This is a genomic window from Halobacillus sp. BBL2006 (assembly GCF_000786645.1).
GTDB lineage: Bacteria > Bacillota > Bacilli > Bacillales > Halobacillaceae > Halobacillus.
In genome coordinates, this window is the sequence record NZ_JRNX01000541.1 from 1 (window position 1) to 3,904 (window position 3,904).

Annotated in this window: 3 protein-coding genes; 1 reads left to right on the forward strand and 2 read right to left on the reverse strand. The window is 40.5% G+C overall.

Annotated elements, in window-relative coordinates:
- On the reverse strand, nt 1–2,571 hold a 2,571-nt coding region (locus tag LD39_RS15485), incomplete at its 3' end, for a PBP1A family penicillin-binding protein (protein WP_081988479.1).
- Nucleotides 2,572–2,588: 17 nt separating this feature from the next.
- Entirely contained in the window at nt 2,589–3,179 is a 591-nt protein-coding gene (recU, locus tag LD39_RS15490; protein WP_035549253.1) for a Holliday junction resolvase RecU, read from the reverse strand.
- A gap of 501 nt (nt 3,180–3,680) precedes the next feature.
- On the opposite strand from recU, the gene LD39_RS15495 reads away from it, so the two are divergent.
- A partial coding sequence (locus LD39_RS15495) for a hypothetical protein (RefSeq protein ID WP_035549256.1) occupies nt 3,681–3,904 on the forward strand: 224 nt, incomplete at its 3' end.

Consider the following 3,904-nt stretch of genomic DNA (forward strand, 5'->3'; position numbering starts at 1 on the left):
ACCGCTGGTATCGCCGCCAGTGTCACCACCAGTGTCACCGCTGGTATCGCCGCCAGTGTCACCACCAGTGTCGCCACCGGTATTGCCTCCAGTATCGCCACCAGTGTCACCACCGGTACCGCCATCAGTATTTTCATTGTTGCCTTCACCTTGATTGCCATCTTGATTTTCATCTTCTTTATTCTTGTCTTCTTTATTTTTGTCTTCTTTGTCTTTCTTATTTTCTTCAGGTTTTTCCGTTTCTTCTTGACCACCTGTTTGGACCTGGGTTGTTGCAGGGTCACTGGTCTGAGCATTGCCTTCGTCGCTGACTGCTACTACGGAGAAGGTGTAGGTAGAACCAGGGTCCACATTCGTAATGTTTAGGCTCGTATCCTTTGTTGTGGTCAATTCTTTAGGCTCACCTTCATCGATCTTATAAGTAACTTTAAATGAGATACCTTCGTTTTCACCATAAGACCAGTTTAAATCAATGGAACCATCTTCTTGATTAAATGTACCTGTCAGAGATTGAACAGGGTCAAGCTTTTGAAATTCTTTAGAAACCTTAGAAGGTTGATTATCTACATGGAACAATTCAGTTACAATCTGACTTTCAGGTGTATAAGCGCTAGGTAGCTTAGCGGGACGGGATCCTTCTTCAACTTTTACAGAAACAACAGAATCTGGTTTCTTAAAGTCCGCTGTCTCTTTTCCTTCAGAGAGCTCACTCATAAGCGGTTTAAAGATTTGTTTAGGAATATCCTTAGCGGCTTGGGAAAGCCCCGTGTCAATATCGCCATACCCTGTCCATATAGAGATCGAGTAGTTGGTTGTGTACCCATTGAACCAGGAGTCTGGGGCAATTTGTTGACCCTCTACTTCTCTATTGGTTGTACCCGTCTTACCTGCTTCCGGAAGACCTGCGATATTTGCTGCAACACCTGAACCTTCAGACATGGTCGTTTGGAGCATATCTGAGATCATGTAAGCTGTATAGCTGTTCATAGCGGACTTAGGTTCAGGTTTCATGTCGATGGTTTCTTCCCCAGGAATCTCCACTTTCCGAACAGTATAAGGCTCGTTATAAACACCTTCATTACCAAACGCTGCATAAGCACCTGACATTTGAAGTGGGTTGACGTTCGTTCCGCCTCCAATGGCGTCACTTAACACCATTTGGTCTTCTGGAAATTTTATTCCTAAACCTTCAGCAAATTTTTGAGCCTTACTAATTCCTGTTTCTTCAAGTGTTTTCAATGCTGGGATATTTAAGGAACGGCTCAAAGCGTACCGTGCTGATACCCAGCCTCTGAAACGGTTATCAAAGTTATTCGGAGTATATCCATTTCCAAAATCTGTCTTTTCATCATTAATTTGATGATATGTGGAGATTTTATTGTATTGGATCGCCGGACCATACGCGGTCACAGGTTTAAATGTTGAACCTGGCTGTCTTTTAATATCCGTTCCGTAATTGAACCCTTCATTTTGATAATTTCGGCCGCCTCCGATTGCTCTGACTGCACCTGTTTGAGTATCCGTAACTGCAATCCCTGTTTGAAGTTTTTCATCTGGCCAAGGGATACCGCCATCGTCACTCAATAGCTGCTGTACAGACTCTTGAGCTTTAGGATCCAGGGTTGTATAAATTTTCAATCCCTTTTCGAAAATGTCTGCACCGTTCATTTTTTCTTTTACTTCTTTACGTACATGATCGATGAATGCATCATAAGGCGTTTCCTTCTCTGAATCTCGCTCGACTAACAGATCTTCAACATTTGTTTTTCTTGCTTTATCGGCTTCCGCTTGAGTAATCTTTCCATGCTGAACCATCAAGCTTAAGACGGTGTTCATTCGTTCCTTAGCAAGATCCGGATGTTCAAACGGCATATAACCTGACGGACGCTGTGGAAGACCGGCAAGCAATGCTGCCTCAGGTAAAGTTAACTTGCTTAAATCCTTCTTACCGAAATAAGTATCCGCTGCTTCAGCCACTCCGTACGCACCAGCACCATAATAAATTTTGTTTAAATACATTTCTAAAATTTTGTCTTTAGAATATTCCTGATCCAGTTTGATAGCTAAATATTGCTCTTGAACTTTACGTTCAAGAGTTTTCTTATTCGTTAGAAAGGATTGCTTGACTACTTGCTGAGTGATCGTACTGGCACCTTCTGCGCCGAATCCACTGGTTACGTTTGCCCAGATAGCAGCCAGAATCCTTTGAAAGTCAATCCCTGGATGGCTGTAGAACCTGGAGTCCTCTGTCGCAATTACAGCATCTTTTAAAACGTCAGGTAATTCATCGTACGTTACTTTCGTACGTCTCTCTGCACCTGATAAATCAGCCACCAAATTATCATTCATGTCATAAACTTTCGAAGAAAAAGGATCGGATAATTGCGCTTCATCTAATTTTGGTGCACTAGATATATAGTAAGCAAACAATCCTCCAACACCGATCACCATAACGAGACCGATGATGAATAAAGTTAGAATAATCTTCTTAAATTTTGGTCTGGCTTTCCCTTTTTTAGAATCCTTCATTTGTTTTCTTCTAGCTGTTCTTGATTGGCTATCGTTGGCCATTTTACATTTCCTCCAATTCAGAAATAGAGCTTATCCAGAACTTTGGCGTAATCGACTCTTGCTTGGTAATGAAAAGGAATTTTCATACCCTTAGATTGAATACATGCGTAAGGAATCGATTTTCGGCCACCGTCCCACTGATCATCCCAATATTGAAATAATTGGGGGGAAGGGAGTAAAAAAACCTCGTCCAAAGGAGAGAACTTAATAATCATAAAACAAACTCCTTCATGTTTATGGACAGCCTTCATATGATCAATTTGATGCTGATGCACGTTACTTAGGGGAAAAGAGGTTTTATTGCGCGTCTCTTTTGCCTCGAAGTCGATGTATTTACCACGATAAACTCCATTAAAATCAGTTGTAGATGCTTGCTTGAAATAAGCTTCTTTTATGACAGCAGCACTTCGTCTCGGATAATCAACATTGACTATTTGGACAGGGGTTGGTTTTTTATGCACAACGGCGATTCCTGCCTGTAAATAATAAGAATTTGTCACGTTAATATCTTCTTCTAATGACATCCCACGGTTACTAAAATCTGGTTTACCGCGACGGTTTGAAACGCTTTGATCCTTGCGTACGCGTTTCCCATTGGGATAATTCAAACTCCATCCCTCCCTATTTCCATGAGAGTATCATACCAAAAATTGATTTCAAAGAACATTTTTTTGGTTCAAAGTTTTAGACGTTTAGGAAAGATAAAGGTTTCACGCTTTTCTTTTCAATTGTGACAGATTTATGAAAACTCCGAGTTTGATTTTCCCTGCTTCCATCTGGATTAAACACTAATTATTGCATTCGGTCATAAATGATCATTTATGGGGGAGGAATCTAAAAAACTGCTGCTATACAAATAGCAGCAGTTTGAATAGTTTACGTAGCTGGGCGATTTTCACCAGCCAACTTAGGATTGTCAGTTTTAGCAGGTGTCGGTTTTTTGTTATTTCGTTCTTTTTTCTTTTTAGCCATAATAATCCTCCTTTTCTGTCGAAGGTTCCAGCCGTGATTGACTGGTTTTGTAGCTTTAGTTCTAGTCTTGTCATGAGAGGAGGAGATATACATTCCTTGCAGAATTTTATTGTACAACGATTAGGGAGGCGATCTGGATGATCAGAAACCGTGTGATCACCCCGGATGAATTTGAAGAACAATTATTTCAATTGAAGGAAAAGTTCACACTCATGGAAAAAAGGCTTTCTTTAAAAGCCGATGAGATCGTTTTTACTATGGCTATTTCACATCGTAAGGAAATTGATGAATTAAAAGAAGAGGTTTTCCAATTGCGTGATCAATTAAAGCAAGTGAAAAAAGAGCAAAAAAACCATTATCT